Here is a 23,400-nt window from a genome sequence, read left to right as displayed (position 1 = left end):
TGATGTCTCATAAAAAGCCCAATGGATTTCCATTGGGCTTTTTTGGTTTTAGGCGATTCTTCTAAAACTTATATGTAATCCCTGCACCTAGTATTTGTTTAATCTGTAACGCGGGCCTTCCTGTACCAGGAGCGTCTCCCTCTCGTGGGATAAGGGTATTGTCATCATACAACAGTTGTACACCCGCATTCACAGTTATGAATTTGTTGACTTTCATAAATAAATTAGCAGTGTAATCTACATCAACATTTTGAGGGTCTTCTAGATAGTTGGAATAAAGCTTGAGGATATTTTCAAACGATATATTTTCCATAATGTCAGTTTTATAATATGCATCCAATGAAGCTCCAAATTCAAAACGTGAATTTTTACCAGGATCTAGACCATAATTTTCAGCCAGTTCATCTGCTGTTACAAAGACAAATCTTGTAGCCGCAGGAGAAATGTTAATCTTAAAATTATCCGATTCTTTATACGCAAAACCAGGTCCGAAGCTTAAGTAAGCGGGGGCAAAAGCCTTCGATAGTAATTGCTTATCATCACCTTCGTATTTATATCCGTTGGCAAATTGCGTATTAAAGTTCAGGAAGAATGTATATAGCCATTTTTCCTTTGCTTGATAACCCAATAGACTGTTTATAGCAAATCTATCGTCATTCTTTCGCCAATCTGTTTCTTTTTGGAATGTCTGGCCGTAAGCTGCAAGTACTTTATTGTCCCAACTCCATTTTTCCTTTTTGTAGTTGAAATCGTAGTTAAAAATTAGGTTTCCAGCAAAGGAGTTTACTCCACCAGCTGCCCAATTGGAAAAAGAACTTTGATTAATTAAAAAGGTGTTTTCTCCTTTAATGGTCCATGTTTTGGTCGAATCTGCATTATTTCCCTGCGCGTGTGAGGCTATGGAAAAAAGTCCCAATAGTAGGGATAATGCTAGTTTTAATTTCTTCATCTGTAGTAGTATTATTTTCGTTAAAACTAAATTTAAATCAAATATAAGAATTAATATGGCTTTTTATAATAAAAAGGCTTTAACCTACGTATCTTTGTATGTTTAATAACAGGATGATTATATGAAGATTACGCTGATTTGTATAGGAAAGACAGATGAAAAGTACTTGAATGAAGGTCTGGAAAAATATATGGGAAGATTGAAATATTACATTTCATTCAATCTGATTATTATTCCTGATATCAAAAATAGTAAAAGTCTTAGTGAAGCGCAACAAAAGGATAAGGAGGCATTATTGATTATGAAGTACATCCAGCCACAGGATACTGTCGTGCTGTTGGATGAATTCGGAAAGGAATTCCGTTCCATAGATTTTTCGAAATATTTAGAGAAAAATATGGTGAATAGTGTTCAACATTTGGTGTTTGTAGTAGGAGGGCCATATGGGTTTGATCAACGTATATATGAACGGGGCAATCAAAAAATTTCGCTCTCTAAGATGACTTTTTCACATCAAATGATTCGTTTGTTTTTTGTAGAGCAGTTGTATAGAGCATTCTCCATCTTGAAAGGTGAGCCATATCATCATGAATAGTCGACAAATTTATGTAAATTGTATTTGATTTGCATCATTATTATAAACCCAATGAATTGCTTTTAAGAATTGAATTGGAAGGAATTTAGAAAGGTTGCACACGAAATATAAATACTTAATACAGAAAGAAAAAGGAGGATATTATGAGAATGCAAAAGAGAGACTATCATTTCAAGAGTGATGCTGCATATAATGAGGTCCGTAGAACAAAGATTACGATAGTCATAGGGATAGTTATCGTACTTGCGCTTTATTTTATTTTTAAATAGGCAGAGGGATTTAAAAGATAAGGCGATACGGGGAGTATCGCCTTAAAATCACACTAACTATTAAAAAACCTATAGGACTAGGAATTTTCAATTTCAAAAATAGTGAAATTTATCCGAAATCAAATTATAATTCAAAAAAGTGCCTACTGGTTTATATAAAATGTGTTGTTCTAATTTTTTTGTCTTTTTAAAACCTTGTTTATCAGTTAGTTGTGTAGGTTTGTGGCGTTAACAAATAATAAAAATGTTACAAAAACTATGCGTTTAAACTGTTACTTGTTTTATAAACTCTTGCCATGCAACTTGGTCTGTTTTGAAAGTCAGCTCATTGGCTTGTAATTTGTCAACATTGACTAATCTGAACGATTGTAGTTTTTGATCTTGGTCGTCGATTACGCTATCTTCAAAGTCAAATACTTGTTGTTTGATAATTACATTGAGAGGAGAAATCGCCCTTACTAGGTAATAGATGCTAATGATTTGGCTTTCGTTGAAACTGGATTTTTCCCAAAAATCTGTTGTGTAAATATGTTTGATAACCTCCACATGCAAATCGCATTCTTCAAGGTATTCCCTTTTTAAGGCATCGATAAGACCTTCGCCATATTCCAATCCGCCTCCCGGAAATTTAGTGAACGATACACGCTCTGTTTTTTCATCACTTATGAGTACCTGGCCATCTTCGTTGATCAGGATACCATACACACGTACGTTAAAAGGATACATTTAATTAATTTATTTCAGATGCATTATAAGGGTTGAAATCCATTTTCTAGGCTTAGTTCGTCAAGACCTATAAAAGAATAGTGTCGGGGTAAGAACCAACCAATAGTGGTCATAATCGCTTCAAATTCTTTTTCTGTACGGAATTGCATAGGGATAATATTGAAGACAAGATCCTGTCTAACCAGTTCTTCATCTTTGTAATCGCGCGCAATAAGTGCAATTTTTGGGTTTTTGATGCCGCTGTATACCAAGAATTCTCGTATTGCATTTCTCAGTCGCCTTGGAAGAATGGTTTCGGCTGGTTGCCCAATAAGAATGTCTTCATCTTTAGTGATAACGGTCTTTTCATTTTTGGAAGAAAAGGTACTGCGGTCTGTATAAAATTCTCCATTCAATCTTAAGTTTACCATATCTCCATGTGAAAAAATCCAATCAGACTGGTCTTGCCCAGCATTAATGGCTACACCAAAGCCTTGGTTCAGTATATTGTCCAACTCTGTTTGGATTACGAATGCTTTGAAGCTCTCTCCCGAGGCAATTGTTCGGAGATTAAAGTAAGGAAAGCCGTCCGAGCCTATCAATACTTCCGGCTCCGCTAATGTCAAATTTGCCTGGTCGATGTTGTTTACAAAATCGTCAACCCAGTTGTTGTCACGCTCCGCGAGGGAGGTCTGCATCAACGAATTTATAATAACCGTCTTTTCCAGGTCACCGAGTTTGTTGCCTTTTGATTGGGGGTGGGAGTTATCGAATAAATGAACTGTACTCATCGTTAGTAAACTGTATGTTGTAATTTGTTTAAAATCTAAAAGTAAGGAATATTGTGCTATTCCTTGACGATACTTCGGTGTATTGTCTATATTATTTCCTCTTTTTATTTGAGGATGTTTTCTTTTTGTTTGTTAATTGATTGGCTGATAGCATTTTTTGCCATGAAAGAACATACGGGTGCTGCTCCATAATTGGGATAGTTTTTTGGAGGTTGATTTGGAGGTTGATGAGGGCTGAATTGTCTTCAGCATCACAAAAGGTATAGGCGTATCCTTCGATATTCGACCTCCCCACTCGACCTATACGGTGGATATATTGATCGGCACTGTCTGGGAGCTCGTAATTGATGACATAATTAAGATGATCTAGATGCAGTCCTCTAGATGCAATGTCCGTTGCCACTAGAAATCTGAATTTATCCGCTTTGAAGTCATTCACGATACTATTTCTAACAGATTGTGATTTGTCTCCATAAAGCCCCTGAGCGCTGTATCCATTGTTGGTTAGATCCTTAACAATGCGGTCTACTCCATGTATAGTCCTCGTAAAGATAAGTGCGCTTTGGATATTGTATTCGTCAATCAGGTATCGGATTAGCTCTTTTTTATCATTCTTGTCTACGAAGAGGAGGAACTGGTTCGTTTGACCTTGGTAATGACCTTTGTGTGCTACTTGTATCTGAATCGGATTTTGCAAGATCTTGGAACACTCTTTTTCTAGCTCCTTTGGAAATGTTGCAGAGAATAGTAAGGTCTGCCTCCTTTTAGGTAGAAAACCTAGAATTTGAAACAAGGTTGCCAAAAATCCAAGTTGGAGCATTTCATCGGCTTCGTCGATGATTAGTGTATCAAACCGTTCCAAATCCAGCTTCTGTTGGTTAATCAAGTCAAATAATCTTCCCGGGGTGGCGATAATAATAGGAGGCTCTTGTTCTATTGCCTGAATTTGCATTTCGTAAGATTGCCCACCGATAATGGTCGCTAATTGAATATCATAACCCTGTGGTACAAGCTTGATTATGCGTTGATGCGTCTGCAGGGCCAATTCGCGAGTTGGGGAAAGGATAATCACTCCACCCTTGCGGTCGACGCTGGACAAGAGTTTGTTGATAATAGGTATGCTGTACGCCTCGGTCTTGCCACTGCCTGTGGGCGATATCGTTACAACATCTTCTCCGTTCAGGATAAGAGGAATTACGAGCTGTTGAACTTCAGTGGGATTACTTATTTTGAGTGTATCTAGTCTCTCTATTATTTTTTTTGAGATATTTAATTCTTTAAAACTCAATTTTTTTGTATTTTGAAGTGAAACGAACAAAGATACCTAAAACAATCCTAACCTGAGATATATAGCACTATTGGTTTGTTAATATTTGGTGTTGGGGAGCTTTTGCCATATAAATTAGCTTCGCAATAGGCGAATTAAAGAATTTATTTTTAGTATTTTTGTTGAAACTGAAAAATAAGAAATGTCAGGAACCATTATACAACATTCTAACGCACTGGAACCGTCTAAACTAAGTTTTGAGGATTTCAGGAAAATTGTTATTTCAGATTACCGGTTAGCTGTAGAGAGTAGACAAGTGAGCTTGCTAGGAAGAAAGGAAGTGCTAACAGGTAAGGCCAAGTTCGGCATCTTTGGCGATGGTAAGGAATTGGCTCAGCTTGCTATGGCAAAGGTATTCCGTGATGGCGATTGGAGATCTGGATATTACAGAGATCAAACATTTGCGTTCGCTTCGGGGATTGTTTCTATATACCAATTTTTCTCTCAACTGTACGCTCATCCTGACATCGAATCCGATCCTTCTTCTGGGGGACGCCAGATGAATTGTCATTTTGCAACGAGATTGATTGACGCTGAGGGCAATTGGTTCGATCAGACTTCTCGAAAGAATTCGGCTTCCGATATTTCGACAACGGGAGGGCAGATGTCCAGAATCATGGGACTTGGACTTGCTTCTAAGTTATATCGACATAATACTAAATTGACCAACTTCTCAAAGTTTTCAAATTTTGGAAATGAGGTTGTATTTTGTTCTATTGGTAATGCCGCGACATCCGAAGGGGTATTTCTGGAGACAGTTAACGCAGCAGGAGTCAATCAGATACCCGTGATTATCTCTATATGGGATGATGGCTATGGTATCTCGGTACCAAACGAATTGCAAACAACAAAAGGCGATATTTCTGAAGCGCTAAAGGGGTTTCAAAGAAAAGGAGATAGTAATGGCTACGAGATTTTTAAAGTTCGCGGCTGGGATTATGCTGGTTTGATTGAAACGTATGAAAAAGCAATGACCTTTGCGCGGGAGGAGCATGTTCCATGCTTGGTGCATGTCACTGAACTTACCCAGCCTCAAGGGCATTCTTCTAGTGGTTCGCACGAAAGGTATAAATCTACTGAACGATTGGAGTGGGAGCGGGCTTATGACTGTAACCTTAAAATGAGAACCTGGATATTGGAATCCGATATAGCGACGGAAGAGGAGTTGAGGAAAATTGAACAGGAGGCTAAGGAATACGTAAGGCAAGAACAGCGAAGAGCTTGGACAGACTATCATAAAACCATCAATGAAGATCTCGAACAGGCGATATGGCTTTTGGAGACAATCGATTCGGAGATAGTTGAAATGCCCCTAAAGACATTGAAATCTTTGCCCGAGCCTTCTTTTAAAGAGGTTTATGTAAATGTTAGACGTGCAATTAGAGATTTGCGGAAACACAATGTCGGAGGTAAAGATGATTTGTTAGCCTGGTATGCACAACGGAAAAAAGTTAATGAAGATCGATTCAATGACTATCTTTTTACGAGTACACCTCAGTCACCACTCGAAGTGACAGTCGTAGCTCCTCAGTATAGCGATGATACACCTATAGTTGATGGGCGTGAAATCTTGAATGCTTGTTTTGATGCCAATTTTGAACGTGATGAAAGATTGCTGGCCTTTGGCGAAGATGTCGGTAAAATCGGAGATGTGAATCAAGGATTTGCAGGGTTACAACAAAAATTTGGTGAATTTCGGATTTTTGACACGGGTATAAGGGAGTCCGCCATCATTGGTAAAGGAATTGGACTCTCTATGAGAGGATTACGCCCAATTGCTGAAATCCAGTATCTAGACTATTTAATTTATGCGCTCCCAGTATTGAGCGATGATTTGGCAAGTTTGAGTTATCGAACTAAAGCGGGACAAAAGGCTCCGTTGATTATTAGAACCAGAGGTCACCGCTTGGAAGGTATTTGGCATTCGGGGTCTCCAATGACAGTCTTGTTGGGAGCCTTGAGAGGACTGCATATTTGTGTTCCTCGAAATATGACACAAGCTGCTGGTATGTACAATACTCTTTTAAGAGGTGATGAACCTGCTCTTGTTGTCGAGTGCCTCAATGGCTATCGTTTAAAAGAGAAGCTACCTACTAATATTGGTGACTTTACTGTCCCATTGGGAATTGCCGAAGTCATAAAAGAAGGGGGCGACATTACTGTCGTATCATATGGTTCAACACTGCGTGTGGTACAGGAGGCTGCTGTAGAATTAGAAAAAATGGGCATTAACATGGAAATCGTAGATGTACAGTGTTTGCAGCCATTCGATTTGACCCACGTCTGTAAAAAATCTTTGGAAAAAACCAATAAGCTACTAGTTGTAGATGAAGATGTTCCAGGAGGAGCTAGTTCTTTTATTTTGCAGCAGATAATTGAAGATCAGAATGGATATTACCATTTGGATAGCCAGCCCCGTACACTTAGTGCTAAAGCACACCGGCCCCCTTATGGGTCGGATGGAGACTATTTTACAAAACCTTCTGCGGATGATGTTATCGAACTGGTATATGCAATGATGAATGATAGTGATCCAGATTATTATCCTGCTTTATTTTAAATATAAAGCAGGATAAGTCTTTTTACTATTGAAAGATACTCGCCGCTCCAATTATAGCTGCTTTTTCGTCCAGGTTGCTTGTACCTATGGTATACGGTTCGAATCCCTTAGGATTATAGGAAATAATAATATCCAATGCTTTGGCTATATTGCCCCCAATGATAAATTGCCTACATTTATATTTTTCGGAAAAGAAGCCCAGAAAATCTAAAAGCTGCTCGCTGTACTCGGTCATTAATGTGTCGAATGCAGCTTCTTCTCTATGATTTTGAAGGATTTCCTTAAGTCCGTCTACGTTATTCCCTGTTAATTCTTCGAATCTTCTCGTAAACCAACGTGTGACCATGTACTCCTCAAAAATAGAACTTCGATAGGGGGTATTCCATAAATCAGCATCAAAGGCTTTCTCCCCTTTCCTCCAAACGGCACTTCCTAGACCCGTACCTAGTGTAATACCTAGGATAATATCATTATTATCCAGTTTGGATGCAAATACCTCCCCCTGTAAAAATGCAGCAGCATCATTGATGTAACGGATTTCTAAAGGGTGGTCTTTCAATGTCTCTTGAAGACCTACTGTAGTGTCCAATTGATACAGGCTATCGTATTTATCTTGATTGTGCATCAATGATATACCGTTATCATAGTCGAATGGGCCAGGCATTGCGATGCCTAATTGTGAAATCTTATGTGGAGATTTATGAATTGTTTCTTTTAAATTGGATGCCCAAGATTGAAAAATCGATTTAGCATCTGAAGATGAGTCAACACGATTTCGTGTGACACAATCCGCTACTATTGACCAGTCCTCCGTATTAACGATGGCTGATGTAATATGAGATCCACCGATGTCAGTGGCAAGGATATACTGATTAACTCGTGACATGCTGATAACTTTTTTGTCTTAATAAATGATCTGCTATTACAATTGCTGTCATAGCTTCAACAATGACTATTGCTCTGGGGACTACACATGGGTCATGTCGACCTTTTCCAGATATAGATACGGGTTCCCCTTCGGTGTTTACGGTGTCTTGATCTCTCATTATCGTAGCCACTGGTTTGAATGCTGTACGAAACATGATATCCATTCCATTGGAGATTCCTCCCTGGATTCCCCCTGAGAAATTAGTTATGGTATGAACCTTGTTGAGGTTATTCCCGTCATTGACAAAGATATCGTTGTGTTCTGATCCTGTCATCTCTGATCCAGCGAAGCCCGAACCGTATTCAAAACCGTGTACGGCATTGATACTCATCATAGCCTTGGCTAAATCTGCATGTAGCTTATCGAAAACCGGTTCACCTAGTCCAGCATGCACATTTCTTACGATGGTTGAAATCTTTCCGCCGACAGTATCGCCTGCTTTGCGGATGCTGTCAATGAAAGTAATCATCTCATTCGCAGTTGCAGGGTCTGCACATCTGACAATATTCTCTTCCCTTAGTTTCAAAAGTGAGCACAAATCCGAAGCATCTACATTTGGGGCATCGATTTTGCCGACCGCACTTACATGTGCGAAAATCTCAATGCCATATTGTTTTAGGAATAATTTGGCAACAGCTCCAGCTGCTACTCTTGCAGCAGTTTCTCTTGCTGATGATCTGCCTCCTCCACGGTAGTCGCGATGACCATACTTAACGTGATAGGTGTAGTCGGCATGAGAAGGTCTGAATTTATCTTGGATATGTGAGTAGTCTTTGGACCTTTGATCTTCATTAGGAATGATTAGGGCAATAGGTGTTCCCGTAGATTTACCCTCAAATACCCCCGAAAGAATCTTTGCGGTATCGCTTTCCTTGCGTTGAGTCGTTATTTTGGATTGTCCTGGTTTTCTTTTATCCAACTCTGATTGGATGAAATCTTCGTCAATATTGACATTCGAAGGGCAACCATCTATGATTACGCCAATTGCCTCTCCATGGGACTCTCCGAAAGTCGTAATGCTGAATACCTCTCCAAATGAATTTCCTGCCATAAAATAGTATATAATAAAGCGTAAATATAAGAATAAGACCATAATATTATAGTCTTATTCTTATTTTCTATGCTGTAATGGTGAAGCCTTGATTTTTTAAATGATCCCAGAATTCAGGGTATGATTTTTCAACTACTTGCGGCTCTTCTATCTCAACTTGTTCAAAGATTAAGGCCAAAGGCGCAAATGCCATTGCCATACGATGATCTTCATATGTTTTGATCGAGATATGGTCCGGTACAAATACATTGTCTGTCTGAAGATGATAATATCCATTTTCTTCGATCAGTTTGGCACCGAATTTTCCGATTTCATTCTGAAGTGCGGCGATACGGTCCGTTTCTTTTATTTTAAGTGTTTCGAGTCCTGTAAAAGAAATATTCTTTTTGAGGATAGCGGCACACACTATTACGGTTTGCGCCAAATCGGGACATTCTTTAAAGTCAAATAGTTCTTTTTCAGAATGTAAAGTCGATTTCTGAAGGTGCAACCCATCTTCTTTAAATGAAGAGACTACGCCAAAATGCTCCATGATATCTACAATGGCACTGTCTCCCTGTAGGCTGCTCTGCTTAAGTCCAGGTAGTACAATATGCGACTTTTGAGATAATGCTACAATGGAAAACCAATAGGAAGCTGCGCTCCAGTCTGGCTCGACATATAATGTCGAATTTTTGGCTTGTTGAGTCTCGATTTTGATAGCGGATGCTGTCCAGGTGTGTGCAATTCCGACCTCTTTGAGCATATCTAGTGTCATGGTGACATATGGTCTAGAAGTAAGCTCACCTTCGATATTCAAGGTTAGTCCTTGCTTAAGAGACGATGCTATAAGTAGGAGAGAGGATATGTATTGGCTACTGATATTCCCTTTAATGGTAACCTCAGGTTTGCTTTGAAACATTCCCCCTTCAATCTTCAACGGTGGATACCCCACCTTTTGCTCGTAGTGTATATCTGCGCCAATATGTTTCAGTGCATCCACCAGTATGCCAATCGGACGTTGTTGCATACGCGCAGTTCCAGTCAATATAAAGTTGCCTTTTACCAAATTGAGATAGGATGTCAGGAACCGCATGGCTGTTCCTGCTGGCCCGATGTCTATCGTATTAAATCCAGGTTGAGGTGATGCTGCTAGCGTGAGCGCTCGTTGCATGATTACCGTATCATCTGCATTTGATAGGTTTTGAATGGATACTGCTCCGTTGCTTAGTGCTTGTATGATGAGGGCACGGTTGCTCTCGGACTTTGATCCTGTGAGCTGTACCGTACCATCCGTTTTTTTGCTTTTATGGCTAATTATGATGCTTGAATGCTCCATTATGCCTCCGCAATAGGTTTAGTGTTCATGACTTCGTTTTGTCTACGAATAGATTCATTGTGCAACAATTCCAAAAATTTTACTGTGAAATCATTATCCAAATTAAGCGCATTGGCAAGTTTTGCACGTTTTTGTACAATCTCATCCCAACGGGATACTTGTAAAATCGTCACATTATTGTCTCTTTTGTATTCGCCTATTTTTTCTGCAATTTTCATTCGTTCTCCAATCTGTTGGATGATTTTGTCATCTAGTTTGTCGATTTCAGAACGAAGCTCTGCCAGCTTGTCTTCAAAGGCTGGGTTGTCCGACGCCGGGTGACGAAGAGATAAATGGTCTACCAATTCTGCTAAAGCAGCTGGTGTCAATTGTTGTTTGGCATCTGTCCAAGCAACAGAAGGGTCTATATGAGATTCAACAATTAGCCCTTGCATATCCATGTCCATTGCTTTTTGAGCAATGTAAGGTATTAACTCACGATTACCACAGATGTGACTAGGGTCGTTGATGACCGGTAGGTCTGGAATCAATGTTTTCAACTGAATGGCAAGATCCCACATTGGCTCATTGCGGAATGCAGTTTTCTCATAGGATGAGAAACCTCTATGGATAGCTGCTAATTTCTTGATACCAGCTCGGTTAATCCGTTCAAGTGCACCCACCCACAGTGAAAGATCTGGGTTGACTGGGTTTTTGATTAATACTGGGATATCCACTCCTTGAAGAGCATCAGCAATTTCCTGAACGGTGAAAGGGTTGGCCGTTGAACGGGCTCCAATCCACAGGATATCAACTCCAGCAGCCAGCGCCTCTTCAACATGTTTGGCTGTAGCTACTTCAGTGGCTGTCAACAATCCAGTTTCTTCTTTGGCTCTTTTTAACCATTCTAGGCCAATGCTGCCAATACCTTCAAATTCTCCTGGACGGGTACGAGGCTTCCATATACCTGCGCGAAGTACATTGACTTTGCCAGTATTTGCCAATAGGTGAGCTGTGGATACCAATTGTTCTTCAGTCTCGGCGCTACATGGTCCTCCGATGATAAGTGGTTTATCTCCAGTGTCTAACCATGATTTTAACGGAAGGATGTCTAACGTGTGTTTCATTTTATTGCGTATTTTATATTTTCTAATTTGTTGATTATTTACAATTTTTCGTTTTTGATGTATTCACCCATAATGCTAAAGTTAACGGTATGTTTCAGCACTTTTCGGATGGCCGCATCATATTCGCTTTGTTTCTTCCATTCGACATCGACGTAAAAATCGTACTCATTACGACGACCTACGACGGGCATGGATTGAATTTTAGTGAGGTTGACGTTCTGTTCGGCAAAACACTGTAAGACATTTGCAAGTGCCCCAACAGCATTGCCTGTTTGGAAAGATAGTGACGCCTTATTTGCATTTTTTTGTTCAACAACTTCATCAGCTAAAACTAGAAAGCGCGTCGCATTTTTCTTGTTTGTCTCGATTCTTCGTTCGATGATTTCTAATCCGTAAAGCTTTGCCGCCAGTTGTCCCGCAATAGCAGCTGTTGTCGTTAGTTTCTCTTCTGCAATCTTTTTGGCCGCCGCAGCTGTGTCCGTAAATTCCTTTACCAAAAATTCAGGATGATCTTCTAAGAAGGCGTCGCATTGACGGATGGCAATGGGATGAGACTCAACAATCTTAATGTCTGTCATCTTGACTCCTGGCAACGCTAACAAGTGTTGTTGGATGTGGAGGTACACCTCTCCAACAATATGGAATCGATAATCTCTCAATAGATTGTAATTCTGAAGTATGCTGCCTGCTATGGAGTTTTCGATAGCCATTACAACGTAATCTGCTTTGTTGTGTTTAAGCATTTCACAAGTTCTCTTGAATGAATCACATTCAAGGATTTCTATTTCATTCCCGAAGTACTTGAACGCGGCCTCTTCGTGAAAAGATGCTTTAGCTCCTTGTATTGCAATTTTTAAGCTCATTGTCCTTTTTAAGTAACTTAACTAACAAAAAAAGGTCCCGAATATTTCCGGGACCCTGTATATCATGTATAACTTTACTATATACTAGTCCCTGCTCTTATCGTTAAAATAAAAGAAACCAAAATATAGATATGCGTTATTATTTTTCATTGTGTGTCTCGTGTTTGACGATTCAAATGTACAACAAAAAAATATAAAACCAAATATAAATTAAAATAATATGAATTTTTAACTCATTTTTGTTTGATTTTATAGGTGTTTATTTGTTTGAATTTTAGTTAGTTTTTTACCTTTTAAATGCTCATTAATTTGATTTATTTGCACATTTATAGTTGTTAATATTCTTATAATCAGACTCTTATTTTATTAATGGGTTGATTTTTGCTTTGCTTTTTTTGTTGATTTTATGTGCATTATTGTGTGTTTTTTTTGGTGTTTTTTGTATGTAAAAATTGTGCGTTTTTAAGTGTAAAAAAACAAGTTGATTTTGAAATTATATAAATATTAAAGGTTTCGCTATTTTTGGAACTTCTAATTTTTTGATTCTATGAAGTTACTTTTGAGGGGTATCCCTCTGTTTTTTTTGTTGTTTACCTCCTTTTCCCTTTCTACCAAACCATTCAAAATCCAGGAAAACAAAAACTATACGGTCAAACGAGTGATCGATGGTGATACTTTTGTAATTGATGACCAATCCGCAAAGGGAGTGAAAGTTCGTTTTATTGGGATAGATGCTCCAGAATCTAGGAACACAGGGCGTAAAACAATAGGTTATTTTGGTAAAGAGGCGAAAAAATATTTGACAACTCGCTTAGATGGTAAGCAAGTAAGCCTTACATTTGATACAGCAAAGCAAGATCGCTACGGGCGGATTTTGGCTTATGTATATCTAGATGGCATGTTTTTAAATGCCGAGCTCGTAGAACGAGGTTATGCCGTGAGCGCAACCTTTCCTCCGAATGTAAAGTATGCCAATTATTTTGTTGAATTGGAACGGAAAGCTAGAAGAAATGGTGTCGGTCTTTGGAAATAAATAGTTATGATTTTTGTTTTTTTGAGTGTCCTCTGTAGTGTTACTGTAGCCGTGCTTATTAAATGGGCGAAGAATCGTGGTGTCAATCATTTGCAACTCGTGCTTTGGAATTATCCAATAGCTTTGATGTTGACATGGTGTTTTCTAAATCCATTGTCGGTTTCTCTAGATTTTTATTCTTTGCCTTGGACTCTTTATTTTCCTTTGGGAATTCTCTTGCCCTCCTTATTCTTGATAATAGCATTATCTATACAATACGGGGGTGTTGTCAAAACTGAGGTAGCACAGCGTCTTTCACTTTTTATTCCTTTGATGGCGGCTTTTTTCATTTTTGGAGAGTCTTTGGCTGTAGGTAAGTTAATAGGAATGGGAATAGGGCTGATTGCGATTATATGTTCGATTGGTTGGCAGAAGAAGGGAAAAGGTGAAAATCATTCTTTACAGACGATTGTCTACCCTGCTATTGTCTTTCTGGGTATGGGTATTATTGACGTATTTTTCAAGAAAGTATCTCAACATAAAGAAGTTCCTTACTCCTCCTCAATGTTTGTTATTTTTGCTTTGGCATTGTTCGTGGCGATTCTGTGCCTAGGCTATTTATTATTTGTAAAGAAACAAATGTTTGATTTTAAATCTATTTACTGGGGTGCTGTATTGGGAATTTTCAACTTTGGTAATATCATGTTTTACATGCGGGCACACCGTGCTTTACCAGATAATCCATCTATTGTTTTTACGGCTATGAATATTGGGGTTATTGTTGTTGGTGCTATTGCTGGTGTAGGGTTGTTCAAGGAAAAGCTATCCAATCTTAATCGGGTAGGATTAGCGCTTGCTATTGTTTCAGTATTATTAATTACTTATTTGTGAGTTTATTCGAAGATACGTATCGTACTATCGAAAAAGGTAGTGAAGGTGTATTTAGGGATAAAGGAAGTAAATTCATTGCCTATGCATTCCCTTTTATCTCTGAAGATGCATTGAAGGATATCATCCAAGAGCTGAAGGACCGACATCCTAAGGCTAGACATCATTGTTGGGCTTATCGTTTGACGCCCGATCGAAGTGTGTTTCGCATCAATGACGATGGTGAACCCTCTGGTACGGCAGGTCGACCTATTTTAAATGTTTTGTTGTCTCTTGATGTGACGAATATTATTGTTGTCGTCGTGAGGTACTTTGGAGGAACTCTGTTGGGTGTGCCGGGATTGATTAACGCATATAAATCGGCAACACAAGAGGCGTTGAAGGAAGCCTTGATTGTAGAGAAAACAGTAAATGACGTTTACACCATAGAATTTGATTACCTTCAAATGAATGATATAATGCGTATTGTAAAGGATGAAAATCTGAAAGTGTTAAATCAAAAGTTTGATAATAAATGTTTTATGGATGTTGAAGTGCGTAAGATGCAGGTAAATGCCGTTGTTCACAAAATTGGGAACATTGACGGTGTGAAGTTGATGTACGTAAGGACACTATGATAAATGAGTCCGAATATGTTTTAAATATAAATCCATGTAAAGTAGTGGATATGCAGAATATTGCTTATGTACGATGACGGTTCTAGTATATGAAGCTTTGATTCTTTACCTACGCTGCGCTGCAAGAATTGTTGTCAGTGGGCTAGGCCACTCCTTTGCGGTTGGCATCGAATTTTAACATGATGAATAGGAGTATAGTAAAACTCCACAACGAAGATCCTCCATAACTGATGAAAGGCAAGGGAATACCGATGACTGGAACAATACCTATTGTCATCCCGATGTTTATAAATACATGGAAAAATAGGATAGACGCTACCCCATAGGCATATATCCGCGCAAATGCAGATCGCTGCCGTTCGGCAATATTTACGATTCGAAGAAGCAGGATAATATAGATGGCAATTACAAAGGTACTTCCTACAAATCCCCATTCCTCTCCAACCGTACAGAAGATGAAATCCGTACTTTGCTCAGGGACAAAATTGTATTTGGTCTGTGTGCCTTGGAGGTATCCCTTTCCTAATAGCTGACCTGAGCCGATGGCTATCATAGACTGGTTAAGATTGTAACCTTGCCCACGAGGATCATCCATTTTCCCGAGTATAATGTCGATTCGATTACGTTGATGCGGTTGGAGAATATGTTCGTAAGCGAAATCTACACATAGGATATAAGCCGCAGAAACGGCAAAAAGAATAGAAATATTGATTAAATATTTCCTTCTTTTTCGTAAACTAAAGGCAAAGAACCCGCAAATAAGACCCAATATGCCAATTAATATCCATTGATTCACTAGAAGAGCCAGTACGAAAAGGAGAATACACATCCCTATGAAGAGAAGGAAGCCCGTATTAACATATCCTTCGCGATAGAAGACGAAAATCAAGGAAAAGAATGCTAAAGCTGAACCCGTGTCTGGCTGTAGCATAACTAAGAGTACCGGAAATAGGACGATACCTGCGCCAATCGCTAAGGTTTTCATTGTTGGAGCCTTGTTGCTCTGACTGCTCAAGTAGTAAGCAAGCAATAAGCAGGTGGCCAACTTGCCAAATTCGGAAGGTTGAAGTCGAAAGCTGCCAATGGGTATCCACGCTTGATTACCGCCGACGTTTCGACCGATAACCAGTACGGCTACTAGCAGTAAGACCACTGCAATATATATAATTGGTGCCGAAGAGCTGAAAAACTTGGCATCGATGATGAGTATACTAATGCCGATGATAATAGCTGAAAAGATATAAATCGATTGCTTTCCGTAGTTGGTTTGCAGATTAAATAATCCAGGATGTTCGGGGTCAAATACAGCTGCATGGATATTGAACCATCCAATAAGGCAGAGGGTTAACCAAAGCAAAATAGTTAACCAATCAATTCGTCCAAAGAACGATTTCTGTTTAACACTATTCATATCTTTTCTTTACTTGGCTATGGTGTACTAATAAGGATTTTTTATCCTCTTGATGCGCTGGTGTCTGTGGTGACCTACGGTTTGCCACTTTATTTGTCGTTGAATCTTTCTTGATGTCTATTTTTTTCTGTTTTGGTTTTTCCACCTTGGGCATCAGATTAGAATTATATATCCTATCCTGAATGTGCTTGGGCATGGTGACGGTGTCTTTAATGTATTTCTCGACCATCATACTGGCAATCGGTCCGGCCCATACACCTCCATAGCCGGCGTTTTCAACAAATACTGCAATTGCTATCTTTGGATTATCGCGCGGAGCGAACGCGAAAAATACAGCATGGTTTTCGCCATGCGGGTTTTGTGCAGTTCCGGTCTTACCACACATTTCTATACCTGCTATTCGATTGGCGTATGCCGTGCCACCTGGGACATTGACCGCTTGACTGAGTCCTTCAATTACAGGGGTATAGTATCTTGCATCTACACCCGCCGATATTTTTTCAGTAAATTCTTCCTTAATTATTTTTTTCTCACCGATGCCTTTAATTAGATGAGGACGATAGTAAAATCCTCTATTGGCAACGATGGCCATAATATTAGCCATTTGTAGGGGAGTGATTCCCATTTCGCCTTGACCAATGGATAGTGAGATGTTAAATGAAGACCGCCATTTGTCATTTCCATACCCTTTAGTATAATAGTCTGAGGTGGGGAGTAGCCCTGGTTTTTCACCCGGTAGATCTATTCCTAACCTATGTCCAATTCCAAACTTCATCGTTGCCTCACGCCATAGATCGTATGCTTTTGGGCCAGATAGCCCCCGTGAATCAATCATCTTTGCATACGCATAGCCGTAGTAGGTATTGCAAGAGCGCTGGATAGACCTGGTCAATGCAATAGGACCATCTACGTGAGTACAGCGCATGAAACCTCTTCCGCCACCATAGCTGTAGCCGCCAGGGCAGTTGAAAATAGTGTGTTCGTCCAACACACCAGCCTGTTGCGCAGTAAGAGCGGAAACTACTTTGAATACCGATCCTGGAGGATAAGATGCCTGAATTGGTCTGTTGAACATGGGCTTGTTGGGATCGTTCAATAATTTCATGTAATTATTGCCACGCTGTCGCCCTACCATTAGATTGGGGTCATAGCTGGGACTGCTGACATACGCCAATACTTCTCCCGTACTTGGCTCTATCGCAACGATAGACCCCAGCTTATTTTTCATCAATTGCTCGCCTAAAACCTGGAGTTCTTTATCCAATGAAGAAATTAGACCATCACCCGCTACCGCCAATGTGTCGTATTTTCCCTCCATGAATATTCCTTTGGGTCTGTTTAGGGCATCTACCATTAGATTTCGGACACCTCGATTTCCTCTTAACAAATCTTCATATGCCCGTTCGATTCCAGTTGCCCCTATATAGTCGCCAGGACTGTAAAAACCATCTGATTTTTTGATGTCCCGATCGGTGACCTCTTGGATATACCCTAGAAATTGGGCAGCCAAGCTATCGGGATAATTACGTACAGTTCTATTTTGAACGTAGAACCCCCTAAATTTATAAAGATGCTCTTGCAGTCGAGCATAGGTCGTTGCCGAAAGCTGTTTTTCAAATTGGGATGCCCGATACGGCGAGTGAGCTCTTGCTTTGGCCATTCTACTTTCGAAGCCTTTTTTATCAATATCAATCAATTCGCAAAGAAGAGCTGTATCGATATCTTTGGCTTCCCTAGGTGTGACTAATAAGTCATATACCGGTTCATTCTGAACCAAGACTTGACCATTACGGTCTAAGATAACCCCGCGCGCGGGATATACAATGACTTTTCTTAAGACATTATTGTTCGCAGATAGAAGGTAAGTGTCGTCAACGAGTTGAAGATAAAATAGCCGGGCAATCAGTACGAGCGCGATGGCAATAAATATCCCCTGAATGACGTATTTACGAGCAAAAAAACTGTTCATAAATCCGAGGTTTCCTTAATTATTATTAGAAAAACGTATAGAATAGACTATGTATTATAGCGAGTTTTCTTTTTAAAGAATAAAATCCCTGATAATAAGATGATAATCAATGTAAAGATACAACTTAATCCGATACTTAGCAGTGTATATTGAAATTGATAAAATGAAAATACTTCTAAGATGTATAAGGTCGTATGGTGGACTAAAGTTCCAAAGAAAACATAGGAGAGGAACCATTTAAAACCCATTTCCCCAAGATTTGGGGTAAGGTAGGAATCTTTCATATCTACCTCCAACGTAATGTTGTGAAAGAAGGTTCTGTACCATGCCAATGCTACACAAGCTGCAGCATGTACGCCCAATGAATCGTAGAATAGATCGACACAAAAGCCGGTTAAAAATGCTAATGTGTACAATAGGAGGTTGGGGATGCCTATTGGAAGTAAAAAAATGACTAATATATATGGGAATGGGCTCGCCAGATTGTAATAGCCGATATTCTTAAACAGGAAAGCCTGTAATAGTATCAGCACGACAAATCGTACAAAATTGAATATAATCGTTCTACCCATTATCCGTATTAGTTTCTTCTAATTGTTTTTTCTCTTCCGCAAGTTTGTCTTTCAGTATGTAAACATGTTGGAGAGTTGAGAAATTTGTTGTCAATAGCAATCTCAGGTCCAAGAAACTTTCACCCGAGGTGATACCTGTCTCTACAATTTTGCCAACGCGAATTCCTTTCGGAAAAATAGAAAAACCAGAGGTGAAGACATCTTCTCCTTTTGACACTTTTACATGGTTTGGGATGTCCCTTACCATTGCATATCTTGAGTCTGTATTACTTCCCCATACCAATGAACCAAAGACCTCCGATTTACCCAAGGTCACAGAAATCCGCGTGTCGGGATGTAAAAGAGACTGAACCGTGCAAAAATCACGGGATACATTTAAGACGATACCTACGATACCGTTAGAGGTAATAACACCCATATCTTTCTCCACGCCATCTTTGCTTCCCTTATCTAAGGTCAAATAGTTACTTTTCTGGTGAATACTATTGTTGGCCACATTGGCAACAATGAATTCATATCGTCCTTGTTCGATACTGTCTACAATATGTACGGAGTCTGCAATATTCTTAACTGTATACCGCTGCAATTGATTGTGTAAGGCAGCATTCTCTTGGACGAGCTGTTCGTTGGCTTCTGATAGCGCAAGGTAACTTTTCCATGAGTTGACTTTTGCATACATGTTGCCTATTATTACGTTGGATGAATTGAATGCAGATGATCTTTGGAAGGTGTTGTTCTGTACAATCAAGATTACAGAGAAGACAAAAAAGAGAATGAACCAAAAAAAGGCGTTATATCTGACTAAGAACAACCATAGGTTTCTCATGTTTTTTGTCTTGGTTTTTTAACAATTACGCGATATAGAAAGGGAGGACCCACTCTATATCGCGTATTGATGAATGATAAAAATCTATTACTGCATTAAGAATTTGAACTTCCCAATGTTTTTTAACGCCGTTCCTGTTCCACGAGCTACCGCACGAAGAGGATCTTCTGCTACATGCACAGGTAGCTTTGTCTTTGCTTGGATACGTTTATCCAAGCCTCTTAAAAGGGCACCTCCACCTGTTAGGTAGATTCCTGTCTGATAGATATCAGCAGAAAGTTCTGGAGGAGTAATCTCTAATGCTTTCAAGATTGCCTCTTCGATTTTGGAGATAGATTTGTCCAAACAATGTGCAATTTCGGTGTAAGAGACAGTAATCTGCTTTGGAATACCTGTCATTAAATCACGACCTTGCACTGCAAAATCTTCTGGTGGTTCTTGCAATTCTGGAAGAGCAGCACCAACTTCAATCTTGATTTTTTCTGCTGTACGGTCACCAATCATGATATTGTGTTGTCTTCTAATGTATTGCACAATATCCGAGTCAAAATTGTCCCCGGCTACACGAATAGATTGATCGCACACAATCCCAGAAAGTGCAATTACCGCAATCTCTGTAGTCCCGCCACCGATATCGATAATCATATTACCAACAGGCTCTTCTACATCGATTCCGATACCTAGCGCAGCAGCCATTGGCTCGTGAATCAAATATACTTCTTTGGCACCTGCAATCTCGGCGGAGTCACGAACCGCTCTTTTTTCAACTTCAGTAATGCCCGAAGGAATACAGACCACCATTCTTAAGGAAGGAAAAAACCAACTTTTCCCATTATTAATCAATTTGACCATGCCCCTAATCAAGTGCTCAGCTGCTGTAAAGTCGGCAATCACACCATCACGTAGCGGGCGTACGGTTTTTATATTATCGTGAGTCTTACCTTCCATCTGCATTGCTTGGCGGCCAATAGCAATTACTTTGTTTGTTGTCCTGTCAAATGCAACGATGGAGGGTTCGTCTACTACTACTTTGTCATTATGGATAATGAGGGTATTAGCTGTACCCAAATCAATCGCAACTTCTTGCGTAAACCAGTTAAATAACCCCATTTAGTGAATTTTAATCGATTTTTTATTAATATGCAAAACTACTGAAAAAATATCAATCTCCGTGTAAGAAGAGAAAAAATTATTTGGTTCAGAATGAACCAAAACATGCTTTTTTTAGGTGTCATAATGGTAACGTAAAATGCCAGAAAATAGTATATTGGAAGTATGTTAAATGATAGAATCGGCGTTTTACAGACATCCAGAGTAGGAGCAGGATTTTTAGGATTATGTTAAAGGCGCAAGTGACGTAAAAGCCAGTAAATCTAAAACGATAGGTGTTGATATGAAGTAATCTTTTTTCAACAAATGAGGGATATTTTATGCAAAAAAATGCCCCTCATTTGTCTTGTCTTTGAAAATTATTTAGCCCCTGGGGGACAATGGATTTTGAGGTATTGGGTGAAGAGGTCAGCGAGATGCCGCGTAGTACCCTCACCTTCATTGAGGGAATGACTACGATTCGGGTAGGACATCAATTGAAATTGTTTATTGTGTTTAACAAGTTCGTTTACATATACTTCTGTGTTTTGATAGTGTACATTATCATCACCTGTTCCGTGGATCAATAGCAGGTTGCCACGAAGATTTTTGGCATATGTTAACGCCGATCCTTTTACAAAGTCGCCTAGATTCTCCTGGGGCAATCCCATATAGCGCTCTTGATAGATATTATCATAGAACAATTGATTCGTCACCGGAGCAATGGAGATCCCCGTTTGATAAATGTTTGGATATTGGCCCAATAGATTGAGAGTCGAGGCACCACCACCACTCCAGCCCCATACAGCTACACGCGTGGTGTCCACATATCCCCATTTGAAAACTTCTTTGGCCCCCATTGCTTGATCTCGGATATTGATGACGCCAATATTGCGATAGATTGATTTTCGCCATTCTCGTCCCTTAGGTGCCGGTGCTCCTCTGTTTTCTAGCGAGACGTATAGATAGCCATCTTCGCTCATATCTCCTGTATACAAAAAGTTAGAACCTGTATTGAAATTGTCGGTGACGGTTTGAGCGGCGGGTTCTCCATATACGTAGAATACGATTGGATACTTTTTAGATGGATCAAAGTTGCGTGGTTTGACTACCCAGCCGTCTAGCTCTACGCCATCCATTGTCGTCACTTTGAAAAACTCCGCTTTTGTCTTTCTCGGGTGCGCTTTCGTAATTTCGTCGGCAGCAAGAAGTTGTTTGTGGGAAGGGAGCTGTACTACCTCGTCAGAAAATTCGGATGCTTGACTACTAGTACTGAAAAGCGCAAGTTCGCCGTTAGGAGAAATGGTATAAGTATTAGTCCCTTCGTAGCCCTGAGGAGTTACTCGGCTGGCTTTGCCTCCCGATATAGCAATACGATAGAGATATTTCTGGGTGGCATTATTTGGGGACGCAGAGAAATAGATGCTGTTGTGCGCTGCATCTAAAAAGTCCAAATTCATCACGTCGTAGGCTTCTTTTGTAATCAACGTCTCCTTACCATGTAGGTCAATCTTATAAATTTGTCGCCAACCATTTTTCTCTGACAGCCATATGAACTCCTTACCGTCATTTATCCAATCCCAACCACTGGGGTCTCCATCGTTCCAGCGTGCTTTGATGTCGATCCAAGCCGCATCTGTCTCTTGGTGAATTGTCCTACCTCTTGCTGTGTGGGTATCACATACGATTATCTTACTGACATTTTGTTTTCGATTCAGTTGTTGTAAGATGATAGACTTTGAATCCAGTACCCATTCCATCCTCGGGATATAGTGCTGGATGTCATCGCCTGCGATTTCTACTCTTTTGGTGGATTTATTGGTGACGTCATAGAACCATATTGAGCATGCGGATGGATTCATGCCTACTTTCGGATATTCTACTGGGATGGTAAAGGAATACAGACTATCCGTATTGTTGATCATCAAAAAATTCCGGGTTCCTCTTGCGTCTAGTTTCCAATATGCAATCTTGGTGCCATCAGGAGACCAACGAAAACCATCCTGACAACCGAATTCTTCCTCATACGCCCAATCAAATGTCCCGTTTATAATGCGATCCGTACCATCGTTCGTGATTTTTAAGATTCGATTATCCGAAAGATTTTCGATGTAGATATTATGCTTGGATACGTAGGCTACCTGCTGACCATTTGGTGAAAATTTGGCAAACATAAGTGACGAGATGGGAAGACTCTTGCCAAGTTGAACCAGCTTTTTTGAACGGTTATGGTATACCCAATAGTCTCCTCGTGTGTGCTCTCTCCACACCCGCCGTGTATTAGTAAATAGAAGCAGGTTGCTACCATCTGGAGATACTTGAAAGCTTTGCACATTTAATGCCGCTGCGGAGTCTTTAGGAATAAGGTCTTGACTTTTTAGAAAGGCTTGGTGTTGACCTGGATTTAGGATATCCACGATTTCTATCCCATCCTGACCAAAAGAATAGTATGCGTTGCCATCTGACGTCCATTGTCGCTTCTGGGCCACGCTGTGGGTGGCACATAGGTACATCGCCGTTAATAGAAGGATTTTAAGAATGTTTTTAATCATAG

At 39.8% G+C, this 23,400-nt stretch carries 20 protein-coding genes; 5 read left to right on the top strand and 15 right to left on the bottom strand.

The genetic code is table 11. From position 1 onward, the window contains the following. Positions 1-61: 61 nt before the first annotated feature. Positions 62-949, bottom strand: coding sequence for a DUF3078 domain-containing protein (locus OQ289_RS17275; RefSeq protein ID WP_270088089.1), 888 nt, complete (start codon positions 947-949; stop codon positions 62-64). A 121-nt stretch (positions 950-1,070) separates the two neighbouring features. On the opposite strand from OQ289_RS17275, the gene rlmH reads away from it, so the two are divergent. Next, complete coding sequence (gene rlmH, locus OQ289_RS17270) at positions 1,071-1,544, top strand: 23S rRNA (pseudouridine(1915)-N(3))-methyltransferase RlmH (RefSeq protein WP_270088088.1); 474 nt, start codon at positions 1,071-1,073, stop codon at positions 1,542-1,544. A 533-nt stretch (positions 1,545-2,077) separates the two neighbouring features. Here the strand turns inward: rlmH and OQ289_RS17265 are convergent. The 3 genes from OQ289_RS17265 to OQ289_RS17255 form a co-directional block, all read right to left on the bottom strand. Then, entirely contained in the window at positions 2,078-2,539 is a 462-nt protein-coding gene (locus tag OQ289_RS17265; protein ID WP_270088087.1) for an NUDIX domain-containing protein, read from the bottom strand. A 23-nt stretch (positions 2,540-2,562) separates the two neighbouring features. After that, positions 2,563-3,309, bottom strand: coding sequence for a hypothetical protein (locus tag OQ289_RS17260; RefSeq protein WP_270088086.1), 747 nt, complete (start codon positions 3,307-3,309; stop codon positions 2,563-2,565). Between the two features lie 91 nt (positions 3,310-3,400). Then, a complete protein-coding gene (locus OQ289_RS17255) occupies positions 3,401-4,597 on the bottom strand; it encodes a DEAD/DEAH box helicase (protein WP_270088085.1) in 1,197 nt (398 codons plus the stop codon). A 181-nt stretch (positions 4,598-4,778) separates the two neighbouring features. On the opposite strand from OQ289_RS17255, the gene OQ289_RS17250 reads away from it, so the two are divergent. Beyond that, positions 4,779-7,196, top strand: a complete 2,418-nt coding sequence (locus OQ289_RS17250; RefSeq protein WP_270088084.1) for an alpha-ketoacid dehydrogenase subunit alpha/beta — start codon at positions 4,779-4,781, stop codon at positions 7,194-7,196. Positions 7,197-7,221: 25 nt separating this feature from the next. Here OQ289_RS17250 and OQ289_RS17245 read toward each other — a convergent pair whose 3' ends face one another. From OQ289_RS17245 to OQ289_RS17225, 5 genes are all read right to left on the bottom strand, one after another. Continuing rightward, positions 7,222-8,082: an ROK family protein gene (locus tag OQ289_RS17245; RefSeq protein ID WP_270088083.1), complete on the bottom strand. Its 861-nt coding sequence runs from the start codon at positions 8,080-8,082 to the stop codon at positions 7,222-7,224. After that, entirely contained in the window at positions 8,069-9,175 is a 1,107-nt protein-coding gene (gene aroC, locus OQ289_RS17240) for a chorismate synthase (protein WP_270088082.1), read from the bottom strand. The genes OQ289_RS17245 and aroC overlap by 14 nt, the downstream gene beginning before the upstream one ends. Before the next feature lie 67 nt (positions 9,176-9,242). Further along, a complete protein-coding gene (aroA, locus tag OQ289_RS17235) occupies positions 9,243-10,493 on the bottom strand; it encodes a 3-phosphoshikimate 1-carboxyvinyltransferase (protein ID WP_270088081.1) in 1,251 nt (416 codons plus the stop codon). After that, a complete protein-coding gene (locus OQ289_RS17230; RefSeq protein ID WP_033564237.1) occupies positions 10,493-11,599 on the bottom strand; it encodes a chorismate mutase in 1,107 nt (368 codons plus the stop codon). Before OQ289_RS17230 ends, aroA begins: the two co-directional genes overlap by 1 nt. A gap of 38 nt (positions 11,600-11,637) precedes the next feature. Continuing rightward, the gene (locus tag OQ289_RS17225) at positions 11,638-12,462 is read right to left on the bottom strand and encodes a prephenate dehydratase (RefSeq protein ID WP_270088080.1); all 825 of its coding nucleotides are present in this window, start codon (positions 12,460-12,462) and stop codon (positions 11,638-11,640) included. Positions 12,463-13,009: 547 nt separating this feature from the next. Here OQ289_RS17225 and OQ289_RS17220 point away from each other — a divergent pair. From OQ289_RS17220 to OQ289_RS17210, 3 genes are all read left to right on the top strand, one after another. Then, positions 13,010-13,495 carry a thermonuclease family protein gene (locus tag OQ289_RS17220; RefSeq protein ID WP_270088079.1) on the top strand — a complete coding sequence of 162 codons (486 nt, stop codon included), beginning with the start codon at positions 13,010-13,012 and terminating at the stop codon, positions 13,493-13,495. 231 nt (positions 13,496-13,726) lie between these two features. Further along, a complete protein-coding gene (locus OQ289_RS17215) occupies positions 13,727-14,365 on the top strand; it encodes an EamA family transporter (RefSeq protein WP_270088078.1) in 639 nt (212 codons plus the stop codon). After that, positions 14,362-14,979 carry an IMPACT family protein gene (locus OQ289_RS17210; protein WP_270088077.1) on the top strand — a complete coding sequence of 206 codons (618 nt, stop codon included), beginning with the start codon at positions 14,362-14,364 and terminating at the stop codon, positions 14,977-14,979. Before OQ289_RS17215 ends, OQ289_RS17210 begins: the two co-directional genes overlap by 4 nt. Positions 14,980-15,121: 142 nt before the next feature. Here OQ289_RS17210 and rodA read toward each other — a convergent pair whose 3' ends face one another. The 6 genes from rodA to OQ289_RS17180 form a co-directional block, all read right to left on the bottom strand. Then, on the bottom strand, positions 15,122-16,390 hold the full coding sequence (rodA, locus tag OQ289_RS17205; RefSeq protein WP_270088076.1) for a rod shape-determining protein RodA: 1,269 nt from the start codon (positions 16,388-16,390) through the stop codon (positions 15,122-15,124). Beyond that, positions 16,383-18,359: a penicillin-binding protein 2 gene (gene mrdA / locus OQ289_RS17200; RefSeq protein ID WP_270088075.1), complete on the bottom strand. Its 1,977-nt coding sequence runs from the start codon at positions 18,357-18,359 to the stop codon at positions 16,383-16,385. Before mrdA ends, rodA begins: the two co-directional genes overlap by 8 nt. Before the next feature lie 47 nt (positions 18,360-18,406). Continuing rightward, positions 18,407-18,931, bottom strand: coding sequence for a hypothetical protein (locus OQ289_RS17195; RefSeq protein ID WP_033564244.1), 525 nt, complete (start codon positions 18,929-18,931; stop codon positions 18,407-18,409). Next, positions 18,924-19,757: a rod shape-determining protein MreC gene (gene mreC / locus OQ289_RS17190; RefSeq protein WP_270088074.1), complete on the bottom strand. Its 834-nt coding sequence runs from the start codon at positions 19,755-19,757 to the stop codon at positions 18,924-18,926. The genes OQ289_RS17195 and mreC overlap by 8 nt, the downstream gene beginning before the upstream one ends. A gap of 87 nt (positions 19,758-19,844) precedes the next feature. Further along, the gene (locus tag OQ289_RS17185) at positions 19,845-20,867 is read right to left on the bottom strand and encodes a rod shape-determining protein (RefSeq protein ID WP_033564246.1); all 1,023 of its coding nucleotides are present in this window, start codon (positions 20,865-20,867) and stop codon (positions 19,845-19,847) included. Between the two features lie 359 nt (positions 20,868-21,226). Continuing rightward, positions 21,227-23,359: a DPP IV N-terminal domain-containing protein gene (locus tag OQ289_RS17180; protein ID WP_443020443.1), complete on the bottom strand. Its 2,133-nt coding sequence runs from the start codon at positions 23,357-23,359 to the stop codon at positions 21,227-21,229. Between the last annotated feature and the right edge of the window lie 41 nt (positions 23,360-23,400).

This window comes from Sphingobacterium sp. SYP-B4668 (genome assembly GCF_027627455.1).
Classification (GTDB): domain Bacteria; phylum Bacteroidota; class Bacteroidia; order Sphingobacteriales; family Sphingobacteriaceae; genus Sphingobacterium.
The sequence above is the reverse complement of the archived record's forward strand: the minus strand, read 5'-3'. Positions and strand labels throughout refer to the sequence as shown.

Bases quoted from the DNA above. Each gene is read 5' to 3' on its own strand.
- OQ289_RS17275 (WP_270088089.1), bottom strand. From the start codon at position 949: ATGAAGAAATTAAAACTAGCATTATCCCTACTATTGGGACTTTTTTCC.
- rlmH (WP_270088088.1), top strand. From the start codon at position 1,071: ATGAAGATTACGCTGATTTGTATAGGAAAGACAGATGAAAAGTACTTG.
- OQ289_RS17265 (WP_270088087.1), bottom strand. From the start codon at position 2,539: ATGTATCCTTTTAACGTACGTGTGTATGGTATCCTGATCAACGAAGAT.
- OQ289_RS17260 (WP_270088086.1), bottom strand. From the start codon at position 3,309: ATGAGTACAGTTCATTTATTCGATAACTCCCACCCCCAATCAAAAGGC.
- OQ289_RS17250 (WP_270088084.1), top strand. From the start codon at position 4,779: ATGTCAGGAACCATTATACAACATTCTAACGCACTGGAACCGTCTAAA.
- OQ289_RS17245 (WP_270088083.1), bottom strand. From the start codon at position 8,082: ATGTCACGAGTTAATCAGTATATCCTTGCCACTGACATCGGTGGATCT.
- aroC (WP_270088082.1), bottom strand. From the start codon at position 9,175: ATGGCAGGAAATTCATTTGGAGAGGTATTCAGCATTACGACTTTCGGA.
- aroA (WP_270088081.1), bottom strand. From the start codon at position 10,493: ATGGAGCATTCAAGCATCATAATTAGCCATAAAAGCAAAAAAACGGAT.
- OQ289_RS17230 (WP_033564237.1), bottom strand. From the start codon at position 11,599: ATGAAACACACGTTAGACATCCTTCCGTTAAAATCATGGTTAGACACT.
- OQ289_RS17225 (WP_270088080.1), bottom strand. From the start codon at position 12,462: ATGAGCTTAAAAATTGCAATACAAGGAGCTAAAGCATCTTTTCACGAA.
- OQ289_RS17220 (WP_270088079.1), top strand. From the start codon at position 13,010: ATGAAGTTACTTTTGAGGGGTATCCCTCTGTTTTTTTTGTTGTTTACC.
- rodA (WP_270088076.1), bottom strand. From the start codon at position 16,390: ATGAATAGTGTTAAACAGAAATCGTTCTTTGGACGAATTGATTGGTTA.
- mrdA (WP_270088075.1), bottom strand. From the start codon at position 18,359: ATGAACAGTTTTTTTGCTCGTAAATACGTCATTCAGGGGATATTTATT.
- OQ289_RS17195 (WP_033564244.1), bottom strand. From the start codon at position 18,931: ATGGGTAGAACGATTATATTCAATTTTGTACGATTTGTCGTGCTGATA.
- mreC (WP_270088074.1), bottom strand. From the start codon at position 19,757: ATGAGAAACCTATGGTTGTTCTTAGTCAGATATAACGCCTTTTTTTGG.
- OQ289_RS17185 (WP_033564246.1), bottom strand. From the start codon at position 20,867: ATGGGGTTATTTAACTGGTTTACGCAAGAAGTTGCGATTGATTTGGGT.
- OQ289_RS17180 (WP_443020443.1), bottom strand. From the start codon at position 23,359: ATGTACCTATGTGCCACCCACAGCGTGGCCCAGAAGCGACAATGGACG.